We start from the raw sequence: 15,619 nt of genomic DNA on the forward strand, positions 1-15,619 counted from the left end.
ACGCTGACGGCAAGACGGGCGAGCGGAGAAGACATGACTGAGGCACTCGAGCCACTCGGCACTGCTCACGGGGCATCCCTGCCCTGGGACAGGGGTGCCTGGGATCTGGAACCGGACTCGATCGCGCTGGCGTTGCGGGTGCTGACTCCGCAGACCGCGGGCATGATCATGCGTGAGGCGTTTTTCGGCACCCGGCGATTCGACGAGTTCCTGACCCACGTGGGCGTGAGCTCCGGAGTGCTCTCGGCACGCCTGCGCGACCTGGTCTCGGAAGGTCTTCTGGAGAAGCGCCCCTATCAGGAGCCGGGATCGCGCGCCCGTGAGGAGTACCGGCTGACCGACAAGGGCCGCGGCCTTGTCCCCGCGCTGGTGGCCTTGATCGACTGGGCCGACCACTGGCTCGTCGGGCCCGAGGGGTCCACCGTCACACTGCATCACCATGACTGTGACGAGCCCGTAAGGACAGCGCTGGTATGTGCCGCTGGTCACGAAATCACCGCCGCCCGGGACCTGGTGGCCGCGCCGGGCCCCGGCGCCAGGCCCGCTCGGGCGGATGCGGCAGCGCCGGGTACCAGCTGACCGCTGTTCAGCGGGGAGCCTGTGGTCGGGGTGATGCCAGGTCCGGCCGGCCGCGACAGGCGGTCCGCCAGACCTGGTCGAGATGTTTTCGCTTGCTCGTGGCGAGCCCCGGCCCCGCAGCATCGCCCGGGGGCCCGGCGCCGAGAACGACCGCCGTTCCGTTCGGTGTACTGGTTACCCCAAGCGGCTTCTCGGTGAGTATGTGTCAGGCAGGCATGGCTTCCCGCACCTTGGCGGTGTCCACGAACTGTTCGAAGCGTACGATGCGGCCGCCGCGTACGACGAAGTGGTGGGCGACGCGTACGTCGATGTCCTTGCCGGTTGCTTTGTTGGTGGCGGTGTAGCGGGCCAGGACCACGACGCTCTCCCCGTCCACGACGTAGGTGTCGTCGTGGGCGATCCAGTTGGCCCAGTCCTTGCCGAGCTGCTCCATGACCGCGGACGTGACCCCGCCGGGGGTGCGGTAGGTGCCGGCCAGCGGGAAGCCCGCCATCTCGGTCCATTCGACGTCATCGGCGAGAGTGGCCCGCAGGGCTTCGAGGTCGCCGTGGGCGGAGGCGAGGTACTGGCGCCGCACCACGTCGGCGGGCGCGGTGGACCTGTGGAAGTCGGTTGTTTCGGTCATGGTGGCGATCTTTCTGAGGAGAGCAGGCGCCCGGCGAACGTTGGGAGTGGTGGCCGGTGCCGGGCTGTCGGTGGAGCGCCGGCACCGGCCGAGGGAAGGGGCGGGTCAGCCCCAGGTCATCTCGCCCTTGGCGACCTTCGCGCCGAGCTGGGCGGCGATGAGCATCCCGGATTCCGGGTAGCGGGCGATGAGCGCCTTCGTCAATGCCTCGCCGTTGTCGGCCTGGGCGAGTTCGTCCTCGAACGCGGTGAGGTAGTCACGCGTGTACGCGATCGGACTCGCGTCGAGAGTGTCGGTGGGCAGCCGGTGGCCGGGGACGGCGAAGGCGGGGGCCAGGGCCGTCATCTCGTCGAGCAGCCCGGTCCACACGGCGCGGGAGGCGGGGGTGGCGGTGTCGGCGACCCAGACGTGCTCGTTGTGGAAGAGCAGGACGCCGGCGACGATCGCCCGGTGCTCCGCCTGCCACAGGTAGTGCCGGTCCGGCAGGCCGGGGTGGCCGCCCTTGAGCTCGAAGACATGACCCTCGAACGTGATGTCACCGGTCAGCTCGGTCAGCTCGACCAGGCGGGTGGGACGGTTGGCACCGACCGCCTCCCACGCCTTCAGCTTGCCCTCGTACGCAGCCCCGATGTGCTCGATCACCAGCGGAGTGGCGACGAGTTCCGCCTCGGGGAAGGCGTCGGCGATGACTTCCGCGCCCCAGTAGAAATCGGGGTCGGCATGGCTGATGAACACCTTCGTCAGCGTCTTGCCGGAGTCGAGGACCTCGGCGACCAGACGGTGGCCGTCGGCGCGGGTGAACCCGGCGTCGATCAGGAACACCTGCTCCTCACCCGTGATCAGGGTGGCGGTCTTGTTCTTCGAACCGACGGGGAAATCCAGGTCGATGACCTTGAAGTCGAGCGTGCTCACAGTGATTCCTTCGGGAAACGATGAGGGGGGTGGGGTAAGGAGGAGGGCGGGCAGTGTGTGACGGCTGCCTTGGCAAGCTCCCCATAGGCGGCGGCGAGTTCCACGATGCGGTGGGGCCCGGCCTGCCGCAACGCGGCACACCCCGAGCCGCGGTCCCGGAATCCGTCACGAACGAGCCGTCCGCGATCAGCCGCTCGTAACAGGCCCCGAAGCCGGCCCCGGTCAGCCCACTGATCCTGGCGTTGGCGCCCAGGACGTACCCGAACTTCTGGACGAGGACCCGGAGATTACCTACGACGATTCGGGAGGCGATACGAACGACGTCGCCGGCTCGAGGCCCCTCGGCAGTGGACGCAAACGCCTGCCTTCAGGGCAGCAGTACGATCTTGCCGCCGAGGTGGCCCGTACGGCTCAGATCGAGCGCGGCAGCCGCCTCCGCGAGGGGGAAGGTGCGCGAAATCGGGACCCGGAGCCGTCCTTCTTCGATGAGGGCAAGAATGTCGTGCAGGGCCCGGATGCCGTTCCCGCTCGGGCCACCCCTGTGGACGTGGACGCCCAACTGGCCGGCGTCGAAGGCCACGAGAGTGAGGACGCGCTCGGGGCCTCCCGCGAGTTCGATCGACACCGGGATCTCACCGCGGCCGGAGGCGTCGAGCACGGCGTCGACTCCCTCGGGGGCGATCGCCCGTACCCGCTCGGCAAGACCCTCGCCGTAGGTCACCGGGATCGCGCCGAGAGAGTGGAGTTGTTCATGGTTGCCCTCGCTCGCGGTACCGATCACACGTGCGCCACGGGCCACGGCGAGCTGGACCGCGAAAGTGCCCACGCCACCGGCGGCGGCATGGATCAACAGGGTCTCTCCCTTGCCGATCTTGAGGCGATCGAGGACCGTCCACGCGGTTCCGCCCGAACCCGCCAGGACTCCGGCGACCTCCCAGGAAACCGTGGCCGGCTTGGAAACGAGCGCGGCGGCGTCGGCAACCGCGGCCTGGGCGTAGGCCGGGGTGAGCGGTGTCCCGAGCACCTCATCGCCGACGGAGAACGCGGTGACGCCCTCGCCGACCTGGTCCACCACGCCGGCCACGTCGGACCCGAGGCCCGCAGGGAGGTCGAGGGGCATCATCTGGCTCATGAACCCCTGCATGATCTTCCAGTCGATCGGATTGACGCCTGCCGCCCGGACCGCGAGCCGCACCTGCCCGGGGCCGGGAGTGGGTGCCGGGACATCCTCGACACGCAGGATTTCGCTGCTGCCGTACTCGGAGAACTGCACTGCAAGGGACATCTGCTCAGCTCCATGCTCTTGCGTGGGAAAAGACTTCTCGGGAAGCGGGGTGGGTGGCGGTCGCCGTCGGCATCACCGGCCGCAGGCGCCCGAGTGGTCGCAGTACGGCCGCAGTTGACTGTGCCCGCAACCGCACAGCACGGCCCTGGTCTCGGCGCGCGGTCCCTGCGGCGTGTCCAGCGACAGCTCGCCTCGCACGACCAGTTGGCCGACCGGCGTCGGGGTGATCCGGGTGGGCCGGTCGGGAGTCTCCGTCCCGCCATCTGCCAGTTCGTACTGCAGAGCACCCGATGGGCAGCGGCGCACCACCGTGGCCAGCCTGTCGGCCGGGACGGCATCCGGCTGGATCCACGGGCGCCTGCTCTCGTCGAAGACCTCGGGCAGGCCGTTGACGCACTCGGCGGCGTGCAGGCAGCGCGTCGCCTCGAAGGTCACGGTGATGCCCTGCGCCTTGTACGCCTTCTTCTGGGGTTCGCCGCTCATGTCGGCCTCTCTTCACTGCGTCTTCGGCCAGTCAGTCGCTGACCTTGCTCCGGGCCTGGTACAGCAGGTCGGCGTATGCCGGGTGGCGGTTGATCCAGCCCGCGTAGAAGGGGCAGGTGGCCAGCACTCGCAGCCGCGCGGTGCGGGCCTCGTCGAGGGAGGTCCGCACCAGCTCGGACCCCACTCCCTTGCCTTCGTGTTCCGGGGCCACCTCGGTGTGGACGAAGGCGATCAGTTCCGCCGTGCGGATGTACTCCGCGAAGCCGACCACCGCGGAGTCGCCGTCCATCCGTGCCTCGTAGCGACGTGCTTCAGGCACGTCGATGACCTTGATGGTCACATGTCCTCCTTGAGAGCCGACCCAGATCGAGGGAACGCCGTCCGGTAGCACCTCGAGGACGGTGTAGCTGGAGACAGCGGCCGCCCCAGCGTCGGAGCCTGGTTGACGCGTCTACTAAAGTACAGGGGTGTAGATTGATGTGTCTACTTTTTCTGATGGGGTGACAGGGAGGCGACTCGGAGAAGTCGTCTGCGGAGCAGCTCGCTGAGGGTGCGGGTGGCGAAGTTGACCAGACTCCGCTTGATGTGCGCCCACCCATAGACCCTCGCCCGGGTTGAGCTCGGGTGCGTACCCGGGCAGCAGGACCACCGTGAGCCGTTCCCGGCCGGCCACCGCCCCACGGAACTCTGGGTCATGTACTTGCTTGTTGTGCTTTGGCGGACACCATCAGCGGCACATGACCCGCCGGACGGGTTCGGGCGTGGCACAGGACAACTCCTGGGTGGCCGCATCACCCAGACGGCATCGACGACGGCTTCCGCACCATCCGGAGCACACCCTTTGCGTCGCCGGTCCTTCCTGAGGTGCTTCTCATCCACACCTCGCCCCAGCTCGGCGCCCCGGACCGTTTGCCTGAACATGAGTGTCCGCGAGAGCGCCGTCTTCGGAATCCTCCCTACAGCCGGTCCATCAAGTGGTCCGTCCGTCGGCCGGCCCCTCGCATCAACTGATCCGCTCCGCTCCCCGACGGGTCGGGGCGCTGCTCCCGCTGCACATCCCTGCGCGCCGGCCAGACACGGGACTCCCCAGCCCGGAAAGAAAGCCGCTCACCAGCATTGACTTACGTACACTTTTCGTTCGAAACTCAAAACGGGGCCGCACCCGGGCTCCCGACGAGATCAAGCAGAAGCGAGAGATCCATGGCAACGGAGCGATGGAACATCGGTGACGTCACCGTCACGAAGGTCGACGAGGTCGCCCACTGGATGCCGCTGGAGTGGCTGGGCGACGCTCTGCCTGGTTCGACCCGCGCGGAGATCGAGGAGATCGACTGGCTACGGCCCGTCTACGTCAAGGACGGCCAGATCAACATGAGCGTCCACGCCCTCCTGGTCGAGACGCCGGACAAGAAGCTGGTGATCGACACCGGCATCGGCAACGGCAAGAAGCGCGCCATGGAGATGTTCCACATGCTCGACACCGACTTCCTGGAGCGGTTCGAGAAGGTCTGGTCCCCGGCCGAGGTCGACGGTGTCGTCTGTACACACCTGCACGTGGACCACGTCGGCTGGAACACGCAGCTGGTGGACGGCGCGTGGGTGCCGACCTTCCCGAACGCCGAGTACTTCTTCGTCAGGCACGAGTTCGACCACTGGAAGGCGTACGCGGAGGCGCGCAGCGGCGGTGCAGGATCCGGCGACGGGTACACGGAGTGGGCGCACGACATGGTCGACGGCGTCGCGGTGTACGAGGACTCCGTGCGGCCCATCGCCGACGCCGGTCTGATCACGTTCACCGAAGCGGGCGGCCACGTCACACCTGAGGTGTCGCTGATCGACACCTCAGGTCACACGCCCGGTCACGTCGCGGTACTCATCGAGTCCACGGGTGAGAGCGCGGTGATCACCGGGGACCTGATGCACGCCCCCTGCCAGGTCGGGCGTCCCGACTGGTCGGCCAGCCTGGACACCGACCAGAAGGCGTCGGCCGAGACCCGGCGGGCGTTTCTGGAGCGGTTCGCCGACACCTCCACGCTCGTGATCGGGACGCACTTCGGCACCCCGAGCGCAGGCCGCATCCAGAGCCACGGCGATTCCTTCCGCATCATTCCGGAGCAGTGAGATGCCCACCACGAACCCCACCACGTATTACACCGGCTGCCGGCTGATCACCGGCGACGGCAGCGCGCCGCTGGACGACGCGGTGATCGCCGTACGCGACGGGATCATCGACGCTGCGGGCCCGGCCGGCGACGTGCCCGTCCCCGAAGGCGCGACCCGGGTCGACCTCGGCGGCAAGACGGTCATGCCGACGATCGTCAACCCGCACGGACACATCGGGTATCTCAAGGACGGTGAGACACACCCGCGCAACTACTCGCGCGAGAACGTCCTGGACCACCTGCGCCGGCTCACCTATTACGGGGTCAGCGTCTTCCAGTCCCTCGGCACCGACCGGGACGGCATCGAACTGGCCATCAGGGACGCACAGCGGTCCGGTGAGCTGGCCGACCCCGAGCTGGCACTGCTGTTCAGCGCCGGAAGCGGGCTGGTCGCACCGACCCCGGGCTCGGCCAACGCCGGACCGTTCTTCGCCACCGATGTACTGCACGAGGTCACCGGCCCTGGGCAGGCGCGTCGCACGGTGCGGGAACTCGCCGCCGCGAAGCGGAAGCCCGACGTGATCAAGTTCTGGGTGGACGACCGGTGGGGGCAGAAGGCGAAGTTCGGGCCGGAGATCTCCGCGGCGATCATCGCTGAGGCGCACGCGCAGGGCCTACGGGCGATCGCTCACATCTTCGAACTCGACGACGCCAAGGCCGTCGTACGAGCCGGAGCCGACGGGATCGCCCACATGGTCCGCGAACCCGGCCCGGACCAGGAACTCATCGACCTCCTTGTCGAACACGACGTCTTCGTGTTCACGTCCATGAGCATCCAGAAAGGCTTCTTCGGCGACACCGCGTGGCTGGACGACCCCGCACTGGCCGAGACCGTGCCCCCTGCCCACCGGGCCGCCGTACGCGCCCAGGTGGAAGCCTTCGCCGCATCGGTGGACACCGACTGGCAGAAGGCCTACGAAGTCCTCGAGAGCGGACTGTGCCGGCTCGTCGAGAGCGGCGTCCGGGTCCTGCTGTCGGCCGACAGCGGCGTCGGATCCCAGTTCCTCGGCTTCGCCGAGCACCTGGAGCTGGAAGCGATGGTGCGGGCCGGGATGCCCGCACCGGCGGCGATCCGGGCCGCCACGCTGCTGCCCGCCCAACTCCTGGGTCTGGACGACCGCGGCAGCATCACGCCGGGCAAGCGCGCCGACCTGCTCGTTCTCGACGCCAACCCGCTTGAGGACATCGCCCACACCCGCCGGATCTCGCAAGTGATCATCGGCGGCGTTCCGATCGACCGGCCGGCGCTGCGCGCGGCCTGGGAAGAAGGATGACCATGACGTCGCTCAAGGAAGCGATCGCCGCGAACGAGCCGCTGATCGTCCCGTCGGTCTACGACGGGATCTCCGCACTGCTGGTGCGTGAAGCCGGATTCCAGGCCGCCTACGTCGGCAGCTACGCCACCGGCGCGTCGAAGTACGGGATCCCCGACATCGGCTACCTCGGTCTGGAGGACATGGCCGACCAGGTCCGCCGCCTGGCTCCGGTGGTCGGGGTCCCGCTCATCGTCGACGGCGAGGGCGGGTGGGGCAATCCGCTGCACGTCGCCCGCGCCGTCCAGGTACTGGAGCGGGCCGGAGCGGCGGGCACACACATCGAGGACCACGACTTCGGCAAGCACCTCACCATGCAGCCCCGGGTACTGCCGGTGCCCAAGGCCGTCGAGAAGGTCAAGGCGGCACTCGACGCCCGTACCTCGGCCGACTTCATGATCATCGCGCGGACCGACGCGGCCGGCATCGAAGGCCCGGCAGCCGCCGTCGACCGCGTCCTCGCCTACCAGGAGGCCGGGGCTGACGGGATCTTCATCGCCACCCCCGAGCCGTTGGACGAGACGTCGTACGCGCTGCTCCGCAAGGAGGCGACCGTGCCCGTCTTCGCGATCGACATCCAGGGGCAGTCGGCCGTCGACCACGCACGACAGGGCACGGACGTTGTCTTCTACTACGCCCTCGCGCACATCGCCGCGAAGGCAGGCATGGAGGCCGCGTTCAAGGTCCTCGCGAAAGAGGAGTCCACCGTCTCCCTGGAGGACCGATTCGGTTCGCTGTGGGACTACGACGACTTCCTCGGCATCGCGGACAGCAGGGAAGCAGCCCGGCGCTACGGACTGATCGAGTAACGAGGAGCCTCGTTCCTCCCTGCCGGAACCGCACCGGCGCCACCGGAACCCGGCCGCGAAGGTGGGCCACATCCGGTGTACCGCGGTGTGTTGCCCAACCGACGCGAGGTGCACCGGACGGGTCGGTCCAGACCGCTTGTGCACCCGCGATCGATCCGGCCGACGAGATCAGCCGACCACAGGTCGGCTCGGAGACCATTCGCGTGGTCCGGGTAGAGGCGCAGCGGTCCAGCTGACCACCGGCGCACGGTTCGCGGCTGAGCCGATGGTCCACCGGGCTCACCGAGACAGCCAACCGCCATCCACGCCACCACTGAAGGACGCTTCTCATGACGACCCACCCCGACCTCCCGCGGATCGTGGTCACCCGGGCACTTCCGGAGAGCGCTCTTGGGCAGCTGCGCTCGATGGGCGATGTCTGGGTCTCACCGCACGACCGCCCGCTCAGCGCTCCGGAACTCCGGGACGCGGTCGCCGGAGCGACGGCTGTGGTCACCATGCTCAGTGACCGGATCGACGCGGATGTTCTCGATGCGGCCGGCCACAACCTGAGGATCGTGGCGAACACGGCCGTCGGCTACGACAATCTCGACGCGAAGGCCATCGTCCAGCACGGGGCCGTGGCCACAAACACCCCTGGCGTGCTGGTTGACGCCACGGCCGATCTCACCCTTGCCCTCATCCTGGCGGTCACGCGCCGCGTCGTGGAAGGCGACCGCCTGGTGCGGTCCGGGACGGCATGGAACTGGGACGTGTCCTTCATGCTCGGCACCGGGCTGCAGGACAAACGGCTCGGGATCATCGGCATGGGCCACATCGGCAGGGCCGTCGCACGGCGCGCCGCGGCGTTCGGCATGGAGATCGTGCACCACTCCCGTCGCGAGGCCCGCACCGAGGCTCTCTCCACAGCGGTCGGGCTCAGCGAGCTGCTGCAGACGTCGGACGTCGTGTCCTTGCACTGCCCGCTGACCCTGCGGACCCGGCACCTGATCGACGCCGCAGCGCTCAGGCGCATGAAACCGGGGGCGTTCCTCATCAACACCGCCCGAGGACCGATCGTGGACGAAGCGGCGCTGGCCCAGGCGCTGTCCACCGGGACGATCGCCGGCGCCGGCCTCGACGTCTACGAGAACGAGCCGGAGACGCATCCGACGCTGCGCACCCTCGACAACGTCGTTCTCGCCCCCCATCTGGGCTCCGCAACGGTGGAGACCCGTCGGCGCATGGCAGACCTCGCCGCAGAAACGTCGTTGCCGTCCTCACCACGGGGGATCCCATCACGCCGATTCCGGAGCCGTGATCCAGGTCGAGCCTCGGATTACTGAAGAGACCTGTGTGCCTGCCCTGCGACACCCCAGGCGCCCACGGGCACCCGCACATCGCCGCTCTTGCCCGAAAAGCACCTGCGCCGGGACAGCCGACACGAGGCGTCGAGCCGCCGGTGGACGACGGTGGACGACGGTGAAAGGGCACACCCGCCACTGTGGCTTCCGGCCTCGATCGAATGATCGGCCGGTACGCCTTGGGGCTAACCACGCACAAGCCGCTGCGGACTCGGCGGCCCGGACCGCGGCTGCGAACCGCCGTCTCCTCCCCGCCCTCACCAACGCCCAGGACAGAAGTTGGCGCTGCGAACCGATCGAGTAGCCTGACATCCGTGCCCTCCCCAACCAAGCGACGCATCGGACGGCCGGAGAATCCCGAACTGCGGGACAACGTCCTGCGCGCAGCGATCGACTGCTACGCCGAAAAGGGCTGGAGCGGTTTCAACTTCGACATCGTCGCGACGCGCGCCGGCGTGGGCCGCCCAGCCCTCTACCGGCGCTGGTCGGACCGGACTGCCCTGCTCGTCGACGCGTTCAAACAGCTCACCCCCGGGCTGGTCGACGAGGATCTCGGTTCACTGCGGGACGAACTTGTGCGGCTGGGCGTCGACTACTCGGTCATGATGCACGGGTCACGCGGACTGGCCGGCACGAGGCTCATGGCTGATGCCCACTTCCACCCCGACCTCTTCGCCCGGGTGAGCGCCGAGGTCGGCGAGCGGCGGGAGGACCTGGTACAGCGCTCGGTGGAGCGCGCGTGCTCCCGGGGCGAGATCGCGGCCGACTGCGCCCGCGACATCTCGCTGCTGCTGTTCGGCGCGCTGTGGGAGCGCAGCGTGCTCGCGGCCACCGGCCGAGCTCCCCATCCTGAGCGCCCTGATGTCGAGCACCTGGTCGACGTGATCCTGCGCGGCGTCGGCGTCGCCCAGCCTTAACCGAGCGATCTACCGAAGCGGCTTGGTGGCGCGACGCGGACACGTATGGGCTCTCCTGAAAATCACCTGCGGTGATAAGGCCCGACGCCCGGTGTCTTCCACCGCGTTCGTCAACGACTCGGCCCTGGTTCTCTGTGCGGAGCTTGCACTGCGGGGAGTCAGCTCACGGCGACCTCGACCTCTTCTGTCTGTTCCCTTGGGCCGGCGTGATGGACGGGGATGCGGACGCCGGTGAGCCGCACGGTGCGGTTACCGCGTCGCGCTCACGCGCAGTTGTCCTCCAGCCCTTCGAGGATGAGGTTCGAGATCTGGGCGAACATGGCGAGTTCCGCCGGGCTGAGTGGGTCGATGAAAAGGCGGCGGACCCGCTCGACATGGCGCGGGGCGGCGGCCGCGAGGGCCTCGCGGCCGGCGGGTGTGACGACGACGAACGCCACGCGCGCGTCTTCGGCGTACTCCTCCCGGACGACCAGACCGCGCTTGGTCATCCGGTTGATGTGGTGGGACATCCGGCTCTTTTCCCATTCCACCGCCTTGGCGAGCTCCAGCAGGCGCAGTCGGCCCTCGGGTACCTCGGTGAGGTGGACGAGCACCCCGTAGTCGGCCTGGGACAGGCCGCACTCGGCCTGTACCTCGCGGGCCAGCCGGCCGAGGAGCTTGTCCTGCAGCCGTACGAAGCTGCGCCAGGCGTGCTGCTCCGACTCGGTGAGCCAGCGCGGTGTGTCGGTCATACCAGGGAGTGTAACGAGCTGTTGACGCGTCATCTGGATGCCGGTCGGTTCGGTGGCCGTGGAGAAGGTGCTGTCCGGCCGGAGATCATGGGGCGGCCCTGTCCGGTCCTGCACTCGCAGGCCACCGAGCGTCGGTGATCCGATACGGATACGTACCTTGCCTCCATGCGGCAGCTGCCTGGAATCGAAGCGCGGCGCGTCTGCCCCTGCGTCAGCGATCCAGATATCCGTCGAAGAAGGCCGCAGCGTGCGCCATCGCGGTTTTCGACTCGGGGGAGTCGGACGCGAGGCCGCGGAAGACATGCGGCACGCCTTCGTACAGGTCGAGCACCGCTTCATGCTCTCCCTCACGGCCCTGTTCTCGTATAGCTACGGCGAACGAACATGTAGCACTGAGTGACTAATTGGGGCTGCGGTCACACTGCTGAAGGGCGGCGAAGTCGGCGTGTGCCGTCTCGACTGCCTCCGGGTACGCCTGGGTCTTCTCGTGCTCGGCGAGCGCCCGGTAGATGCTGGCGACCGACGGGTTCTGTTCCTTGCGCTTGCCGGTGGGGATGATCAGGGCGGGCTGGATCTGCTCGACGGACTCGCCATGCGCCTTGCGCCGCAGCACGCTGTGCAGCATGTCGTCATTTGATGACCGGGGGCCGGCCGGCGTATTTGCCCTTGCGGGCCGCGGTCTCCAGCCCCCCAGCCAGCGTCGACTCCCGGATGTTCTCCCGCTGCGTCTCCGCCATCGCGGCGAAGAAGCCGAACAGCAGTTTGCCGGGGCCGGTGGGGTCGTAGATGCCGGGCAGCGGCCCGGCGAGCATCTCCAGCACCGGGCCGTGCTCAGTCAGATGGTCCGCGAGGGTGGTGAGTTCTGCCGCGTCACGCCCCAGCCTCTTCATCTCGAACACGGTGAAGATGACCCGGCAGTGCGGGGCGTGCGCCTTGATCTCCCGGGCGGTCTTCAGCGCTTCCTCGAACTGCGGGCGGACCTTGATCCGGGTGCTGATCTTCTCGCTGAAGATCTTGTCTCTGCTGATGCCGTGCTTGGCGAGCGCGTCCAGCTGCGAGTCGAGCTCCTGGCTGAGGTGCGAGCAACGCGCATAGCCGATACGGATGTCCGCGCTCGGCAGACTGGGATCGACGGCCGCGGGCACCGACTTGCCGGGCCTCCAGGGCTGCCCCGGCCCTCGATTGGCCGGGGCCGGCACCCGCAGCTCCTTCGCCAGTTTTGGCACCTTGGTGAAGCGGCCGGTGTGGTAGGCGCTCGTGACTGCGCCGCTGCGCGAGCGGCACGGCGAGCCGGGGGCGGCCTTGCACTTCGGGCACGGATGGCGCTCGACGAGATCGGCTTCGGACTCAGGCCCAGCGGACGATTCTTGAGGGGCCGTCATGGACCCGGATTTTCGCACAACGCAAGTCGTAGAACTCCCCTCCTGCCGCCTTTGAGCGCGAACGGGTTCTGAGAGTCGATCCGCTTCTTGGTGATCTTCGCCCGACCCTTTTTGATCCTGCTCGGGCAAAGGGTCATTCGTGAGAACGCGCCACGCGATGGCTGTCACGCACAGCTACGCGGTGGCAGCTTCGCGAGCCCTCACCCGGCGACCACGACCTGTGCGGGTGGTGGTTACCGGACGCGGTGGGCGTCAGGCGTTGCCGGGGAAAACTGGGCGCTGTCGTGCCTGCGCCCCGCACGGAGCGACCGGTGAGGATCGGGTTCCACAGCGGCGCGTCAGGCCGCTCCTCGCAAGGCAGGGATCTCACCGGCAGTCAGGCGAGCGAGGCGAGGGCGGCGTCCAGGCGGGCGGCGGCCTCCTGTGCGACGGGCTGCAGGGCGGGCAGACCGGTAAGAGCGACCATGGTGTTCGGGTCCAGGGCCTGGACGAGCGTCTGCTCGCCCTCTCGGCGTACGACGACGTTGCAGGGCAGCAGCAGACCGATGGCGCGGTCGGCTTCGATGGCGCGGTGGGCCAGGGACGGGTTGCAGGCGCCGAGAATCAGGTAGTCCTCCATGTCGTGGCCGAGCTTGGCCTTGAGGGTCGCCGTGACGTCGATCTCGGTGAGGACGCCGAAGCCCTGGGCGGCGAGGGCTTCGCGTACGGCGTCGACCGTGGTGGCGAAGTCACTGGTCAGGATGACGGTGCGGTCGTAGCTCACGGGTTTCTCCACTGATGGGCAAGCATGCGAACACACCCAATAATACCCCCCAGGGTATCGTGTACGCTCGTCGCCGCAGACCAAATTACCCCCCGGGGTATCTCAGGAGGATTCCATGACGAGCGTCGACCACGCCCCGAAGACCGGAGCCCCACCGTCCCCACCCTCCTCCCCCGGCCCGCTGGGACGCCTCGGCGACTGGACAGCGAGCCACTTCAGGACCGTCCTGGCGGGGTGGCTGATCGTGGTCGCCGTGCTCGGTGCCTTCGCGCCGCAGGTGACCACCGCACTGTCCGGTGCGGGCTGGCAGAGCAACGGATCGGAGTCCGTCGCGGTCCGGGAGCTGGCCCAGCAGCACTTCGGCGGCACCGGCTCCACCGCGATCCAGGTCGTCGTCCACGCCGACCGGCCGGTCACCGACCCCGCCGTGAGGACCGTGCTTGCCAAGGCGACCAAGCTGCTGACCACCGACGACCGGATCTCCGAGGTCGTCCAGCCTCGGGCCGGGGCGACGATCAGCCGGGACGGCAGGACCGCCGTGCTGCTGGGCGGCGCCAAGGCCAACCCGGACGACATGGTGCGGGCCTCCGATGACCTCAAGGATCCGCTGCGCGCGCTGTCCACCGACGGCATAGACGTGCGGGCCACCGGGGCGTCCGTCCTGTGGAGCGACTTCAACACCGCCAACCTGGATGCGATGATCAAGGCCGAGATCCTGTCCTGGCCGGTCACCCTGGTCGTCCTCGTGATCGCCTTCGGCTCACTCGTCGCCGCCGGCCTGCCCCTGCTGCTCACCATGGCCGGGCTGGCCGCCTCCGTGGGCTCGTTGGTCCTGATCAGCCACGTCACGCCGATCTCCATCTGGGCCATGGACTTCGCCCTGATGTTCGCCCTGGCGCTCGGTATCGACTACGCGCTCTTCCTCGTCATCCGCTTCCGCGGCGCCCTCGCCCGCCACAGCGACCCACGCCGCGCGGTGGAGGAGACCATGGACACCGCGGGCAAGGCCGTCCTGCTGTCCGGACTGACCGTGCTCGTCAGCCTGTCCGCCGTGATGCTCGTGCCCGCCCCGGCGGTCCGCACCATGGCCGTCGGCATCATGCTCTCCGTCGTCTTCGTGCTCGTCGCGACTCTGACTCTGCTGCCTGCCGTCCTCGGCAAGCTGGGCCCGCGCGTCAACAAGCTCGCCCTGCCCCGGACCCGCACCGACCAGGTCGTCTCCCCGCGCTTCGGCGCCTGGGGCGAGCAGTTGTGGCGGCACCCGCTGCGCTACGGGGTTCCCGCGGTGCTGGTCCTGGTCGCGCTCGCCGTCCCGGTGTTCGGGCTGAAGACCGCGATGCCGTCCATCACCGTCGTCCCCACCTCCGACAGCTCACGGCAGGGCTACGCAATGGTGCAGCAGGCCCTCGGCAAGGGCGCCCCCGGCATGCTCCAGATCGTCACGCCCACCGCCCAGGCACAGGCCACAGCCCGCACCCTCGCCTCCACCGACGGTATCGCCGCCGTCCTGCCCACCCAGTCGGCCGCCGACGGCTCGCACTGGAGCCTGATCCAGGCCATGCCGTCGGTCGACCCCTCCGACGCATCACTGACACATACCGTGAAGACCCTCCGGGCCGAACTCCCGAGCCAGGCGTCGGTCGGCGGCGCGGCCGTGGAGAACCTCGACCTCAAGCAGGCCCTGGACGACAAGGCCCCGCTGGTCATCGGCGTCATCCTGGCCCTCGGCTTCGTCCTGCTGCTCATCGCCCTCCAGGCCCCGCTGATCGCGGCCCTCGGGGTGCTCACCAATCTCCTCGCCACCGCCGCCGCCTTCGGTGTCGCCCGGCTGATCTTCCAGGACGGCCACGGCGCCGATCTGCTCGGCTTCGACCCGCAGGGATTCCTGGACGGCTGGGGTCCGGTCTTCTTCTTCGCGATGATCTTCGCCATCGCCATGGACTACACCGTCTTCCTGCTCTCCTCCGCCAAGGAACACTTCGAGCGCACGGGCGACCCCCGTAAGGCCATGACCGCCGCCCTCGCTCACTCCGGCCGCGTCATCTTCGCCGCAGCGGGCGTCATGGTCGCCATCTTCTTCACCTTCGCCCTCGCCGAGCCGCTCCCGCCCAAGGAGATGGGCATCGTCCTCGGCACCGCCGTTCTCCTCGACGCCTTCCTCATCCGACTCGTTCTGCTCCCCGCCCTGCTCCGCCTCACCGGCCGCGCCGCGTGGTGGAGCCCCGCGTGGCTGCGCAGGGTCCTGCCCGATATCCGTTTCTCCCACGACTGACCGCTCCCCGCCCGGGGTGGTCCGGTCTCGCCCGGGCCCACCC

General features: G+C 68.7%; 16 protein-coding genes and 1 pseudogene. 7 read left to right on the forward strand and 10 right to left on the reverse strand.

What is annotated here, in order from left to right:
• Positions 1-33: 33 nt before the first annotated feature.
• Positions 34-579, forward strand: coding sequence for a winged helix-turn-helix transcriptional regulator (locus ACW4TU_RS09395; protein WP_457426541.1), 546 nt, complete (start codon positions 34-36; stop codon positions 577-579).
• Positions 580-784: 205 nt separating this feature from the next.
• On the opposite strand, the gene ACW4TU_RS09400 is transcribed toward ACW4TU_RS09395, so the two are convergent.
• The 6 genes and pseudogenes from ACW4TU_RS09400 to ACW4TU_RS09425 form a co-directional block, all read right to left on the reverse strand.
• A complete protein-coding gene (locus tag ACW4TU_RS09400) occupies positions 785-1,204 on the reverse strand; it encodes a nuclear transport factor 2 family protein (RefSeq protein WP_457426543.1) in 420 nt (139 codons plus the stop codon).
• Between the two features lie 105 nt (positions 1,205-1,309).
• Positions 1,310-2,116, reverse strand: a complete 807-nt coding sequence (locus tag ACW4TU_RS09405; protein WP_457426545.1) for an MBL fold metallo-hydrolase — start codon at positions 2,114-2,116, stop codon at positions 1,310-1,312.
• 367 nt (positions 2,117-2,483) lie between these two features.
• The gene (locus tag ACW4TU_RS09410) at positions 2,484-3,401 is read right to left on the reverse strand and encodes an NADP-dependent oxidoreductase (protein WP_457426546.1); all 918 of its coding nucleotides are present in this window, start codon (positions 3,399-3,401) and stop codon (positions 2,484-2,486) included.
• 72 nt (positions 3,402-3,473) lie between these two features.
• Entirely contained in the window at positions 3,474-3,884 is a 411-nt protein-coding gene (locus ACW4TU_RS09415) for a (4Fe-4S)-binding protein (RefSeq protein WP_457426548.1), read from the reverse strand.
• 31 nt (positions 3,885-3,915) lie between these two features.
• The gene (locus ACW4TU_RS09420) at positions 3,916-4,224 is read right to left on the reverse strand and encodes a GNAT family N-acetyltransferase (RefSeq protein WP_457426550.1); all 309 of its coding nucleotides are present in this window, start codon (positions 4,222-4,224) and stop codon (positions 3,916-3,918) included.
• A gap of 182 nt (positions 4,225-4,406) precedes the next feature.
• Positions 4,407-4,557, reverse strand: a pseudogene (locus ACW4TU_RS09425) (IS630 family transposase); the annotation flags it as partial.
• 527 nt (positions 4,558-5,084) lie between these two features.
• On the opposite strand from ACW4TU_RS09425, the gene ACW4TU_RS09430 reads away from it, so the two are divergent.
• From ACW4TU_RS09430 to ACW4TU_RS09450, 5 genes are all read left to right on the forward strand, one after another.
• A complete protein-coding gene (locus ACW4TU_RS09430) occupies positions 5,085-6,005 on the forward strand; it encodes an MBL fold metallo-hydrolase (protein WP_457426552.1) in 921 nt (306 codons plus the stop codon).
• A gap of 1 nt (position 6,006) precedes the next feature.
• Positions 6,007-7,320, forward strand: coding sequence for an amidohydrolase family protein (locus ACW4TU_RS09435; RefSeq protein ID WP_457426554.1), 1,314 nt, complete (start codon positions 6,007-6,009; stop codon positions 7,318-7,320).
• 2 nt (positions 7,321-7,322) lie between these two features.
• Positions 7,323-8,168 carry an isocitrate lyase/PEP mutase family protein gene (locus ACW4TU_RS09440; protein ID WP_457426556.1) on the forward strand — a complete coding sequence of 282 codons (846 nt, stop codon included), beginning with the start codon at positions 7,323-7,325 and terminating at the stop codon, positions 8,166-8,168.
• A 329-nt stretch (positions 8,169-8,497) separates the two neighbouring features.
• Positions 8,498-9,493 carry a 2-hydroxyacid dehydrogenase gene (locus ACW4TU_RS09445; RefSeq protein WP_457426558.1) on the forward strand — a complete coding sequence of 332 codons (996 nt, stop codon included), beginning with the start codon at positions 8,498-8,500 and terminating at the stop codon, positions 9,491-9,493.
• Positions 9,494-9,825: 332 nt separating this feature from the next.
• On the forward strand, positions 9,826-10,428 hold the full coding sequence (locus ACW4TU_RS09450) for a TetR/AcrR family transcriptional regulator (protein ID WP_457426560.1): 603 nt from the start codon (positions 9,826-9,828) through the stop codon (positions 10,426-10,428).
• A 263-nt stretch (positions 10,429-10,691) separates the two neighbouring features.
• Here the strand turns inward: ACW4TU_RS09450 and ACW4TU_RS09455 are convergent, their stop codons facing one another.
• The 4 genes from ACW4TU_RS09455 to ACW4TU_RS09470 all read right to left on the reverse strand — a co-directional run bounded on the left by ACW4TU_RS09455 (position 10,692) and on the right by ACW4TU_RS09470 (position 13,304).
• Positions 10,692-11,159, reverse strand: a complete 468-nt coding sequence (locus ACW4TU_RS09455; protein ID WP_457426562.1) for a MarR family winged helix-turn-helix transcriptional regulator — start codon at positions 11,157-11,159, stop codon at positions 10,692-10,694.
• 400 nt (positions 11,160-11,559) lie between these two features.
• Positions 11,560-11,784 carry a hypothetical protein gene (locus ACW4TU_RS09460; RefSeq protein WP_457426564.1) on the reverse strand — a complete coding sequence of 75 codons (225 nt, stop codon included), beginning with the start codon at positions 11,782-11,784 and terminating at the stop codon, positions 11,560-11,562.
• A 4-nt stretch (positions 11,785-11,788) separates the two neighbouring features.
• Positions 11,789-12,541 carry a recombinase family protein gene (locus ACW4TU_RS09465; RefSeq protein WP_457426566.1) on the reverse strand — a complete coding sequence of 251 codons (753 nt, stop codon included), beginning with the start codon at positions 12,539-12,541 and terminating at the stop codon, positions 11,789-11,791.
• Between the two features lie 376 nt (positions 12,542-12,917).
• Positions 12,918-13,304: a DUF302 domain-containing protein gene (locus tag ACW4TU_RS09470; protein WP_457426568.1), complete on the reverse strand. Its 387-nt coding sequence runs from the start codon at positions 13,302-13,304 to the stop codon at positions 12,918-12,920.
• 115 nt (positions 13,305-13,419) lie between these two features.
• Between ACW4TU_RS09470 and ACW4TU_RS09475 the strand changes: the two genes are divergently transcribed.
• The gene (locus ACW4TU_RS09475; RefSeq protein WP_457426570.1) at positions 13,420-15,576 is read left to right on the forward strand and encodes an MMPL family transporter; all 2,157 of its coding nucleotides are present in this window, start codon (positions 13,420-13,422) and stop codon (positions 15,574-15,576) included.
• Positions 15,577-15,619 lie beyond the last annotated feature (43 nt).

This window comes from Streptomyces kryoterrae, from assembly GCF_054072135.1.

Bases quoted from the DNA above. Each gene is read 5' to 3' on its own strand.
- ACW4TU_RS09410 (WP_457426546.1), bottom strand. From the start codon at position 3,401: ATGTCCCTTGCAGTGCAGTTCTCCGAGTACGGCAGCAGCGAAATCCTG.
- ACW4TU_RS09435 (WP_457426554.1), top strand. From the start codon at position 6,007: ATGCCCACCACGAACCCCACCACGTATTACACCGGCTGCCGGCTGATC.
- ACW4TU_RS09415 (WP_457426548.1), bottom strand. From the start codon at position 3,884: ATGAGCGGCGAACCCCAGAAGAAGGCGTACAAGGCGCAGGGCATCACC.
- ACW4TU_RS09400 (WP_457426543.1), bottom strand. From the start codon at position 1,204: ATGACCGAAACAACCGACTTCCACAGGTCCACCGCGCCCGCCGACGTG.
- ACW4TU_RS09465 (WP_457426566.1), bottom strand. From the start codon at position 12,541: ATGACGGCCCCTCAAGAATCGTCCGCTGGGCCTGAGTCCGAAGCCGAT.
- ACW4TU_RS09430 (WP_457426552.1), top strand. From the start codon at position 5,085: ATGGCAACGGAGCGATGGAACATCGGTGACGTCACCGTCACGAAGGTC.
- ACW4TU_RS09440 (WP_457426556.1), top strand. From the start codon at position 7,323: ATGACGTCGCTCAAGGAAGCGATCGCCGCGAACGAGCCGCTGATCGTC.
- ACW4TU_RS09455 (WP_457426562.1), bottom strand. From the start codon at position 11,159: ATGACCGACACACCGCGCTGGCTCACCGAGTCGGAGCAGCACGCCTGG.
- ACW4TU_RS09475 (WP_457426570.1), top strand. From the start codon at position 13,420: ATGACGAGCGTCGACCACGCCCCGAAGACCGGAGCCCCACCGTCCCCA.
- ACW4TU_RS09460 (WP_457426564.1), bottom strand. From the start codon at position 11,784: ATGCTGCACAGCGTGCTGCGGCGCAAGGCGCATGGCGAGTCCGTCGAG.
- ACW4TU_RS09445 (WP_457426558.1), top strand. From the start codon at position 8,498: ATGACGACCCACCCCGACCTCCCGCGGATCGTGGTCACCCGGGCACTT.
- ACW4TU_RS09395 (WP_457426541.1), top strand. From the start codon at position 34: ATGACTGAGGCACTCGAGCCACTCGGCACTGCTCACGGGGCATCCCTG.